Source organism: Mesorhizobium comanense, assembly GCF_005503535.1.
Taxonomy (GTDB): Bacteria; Pseudomonadota; Alphaproteobacteria; order Rhizobiales; family Rhizobiaceae; genus Mesorhizobium; species Mesorhizobium comanense.
In genome coordinates, this window is record NZ_SCNN01000072.1 from 1 (window position 1) to 1,587 (window position 1,587).

Here is a 1,587-nt window from a genome sequence, read left to right on the forward strand (position 1 = left end):
TGCTTGTTGTAGGCAAAGGCCTCGACCGTCACTCCGGGCAGAATCGACCAGCGGATAACCGAAGCCTCGAGATCGAATACCTTCACGCCGTTCTCGATTCGCGGTTCGAGGACGGTGCCTCCTTGCGCCGCAGGATCAGCCTTGAAGCTCACCAGCCTGGGATCGACCGCCGCCATGTCGCGCATTGCTGTGGCCGGCGTGTCGCGGTCCGTGATCATGCCGGGTGGCATGATCGCCCCGCCGACATCGCGGGCCGACAGTGTCAGGTTCAACCAGTTCGCCGGCGCCATCATACCGATCGTGAGCGCGATCAGGGACACCACGCCGAGGGCGGTGATCTGCGGCGTCGTGGCGTCCGTCTCCATTTGATGGCCGCCGCTCTTTTTGCCCGCGTGGGAAGCCATGTCATGACCGTGCTGGGCGTGATTGCCAGCCTGATGCATTTCCATCCCGGCATGTTGCCCCTTGGCGGGCTGAGGCTGTGCTGCATGGGAAGCCGATGCCTTCGCCTGTGACGGTGCTTTCGCAGGCGCGGTCTTCCCGGCATGTCCGGCATGGCCTTCTTCCGCCTTGCCAGATGCCCCCGCATGCCCATGCTTCGTGTCCTGATCGGATTCGGCGGTTTGTGGGCGCACCGTCATCAGCCCATGCTTCAGTTTGCGTGCGACCAGCCAGATATTGGCCGGGTAGGCGAGGGTAAAGCCGGCAATGACTCCGATCGACATCACGCCCCAGAACAAAAGCTCCGTCGGCTCCATTGCGCGCATGTCGCGGCCCATCATCAGAAAGCTCATGACCGGGGCCATGCCGGCCATCATGAAATTCATGGAGATGAACTCTGGCAGGAAGCTTTTGCGGACGTTTTCCCAATAGGTGCCGCCCATCATCGATTTCATGAACAGCGACTGGAATATGAACAGTCCGAAGGCGAAGCCGGCGAGATATTCGACGATGAGATCGAGCCACATCGGCAGGCCTAGCGTCGCGGTGATGACGGCGGCGAGAATGATGCCAGTCGCGTCTCCGGCAACGCAGTGGATCGTCGAGCCGACACCCTGCTTCCACAGAGGCTTGGTGAAGTCCTCGTGCTCGCCCGGGCGGGGTTCCTTGTCGGCAAGCGCATAAAGCAGCAGTCCAAGCGGACCCATATAGAGAGTGACGAGAATGAAACCCCATTTCATCACCACCGGTTCGGGGTTGTTGCGGTACTGATCAAAGCCGACATAGAGTGTTGAGGCGGCGGCAATCGCGAACCACGCAACGAGAAAATAATCGATTGGCTGGATGAGCATGAGGTCCGCCCTTGGTTTCTCACCGTATTCTATCAGACGGCCCAGCGTACCAAGCCTCAGTGTAAATGAACGCGGCCAGCGCGTTTATGATCCGCGCCGGCCGCGCTTGATAACTTGAGGCAGCCAAATTTTCGTTGTCGTAGCCGGCAGACCTGATGACATCGCGGATTGCGGCTTCGTCCGCCTTGGTCTCCACGGCGACCGTCGATGATCCGAGGTCGATTGCCACCCGAGCTGCCGGATCGACGCTTTTTACGGCCTTTTCGATCGTGCTGGCACAGTGACCACAACTCAT

At 60.1% G+C, this 1,587-nt stretch carries 2 protein-coding genes; both read right to left on the reverse strand.

Annotation, left to right across the window (positions count from 1 at the left end):
* The coding region (locus FFS37_RS36415) for a DUF4396 domain-containing protein (protein ID WP_232375920.1) at positions 1 to 1,292 on the reverse strand (1,292 nt) is incomplete at its 3' end.
* A gap of 19 nt (positions 1,293 to 1,311) precedes the next feature.
* The coding region (locus tag FFS37_RS36610) for a heavy-metal-associated domain-containing protein (RefSeq protein WP_137935556.1) at positions 1,312 to 1,587 on the reverse strand (276 nt) is incomplete at its 5' end.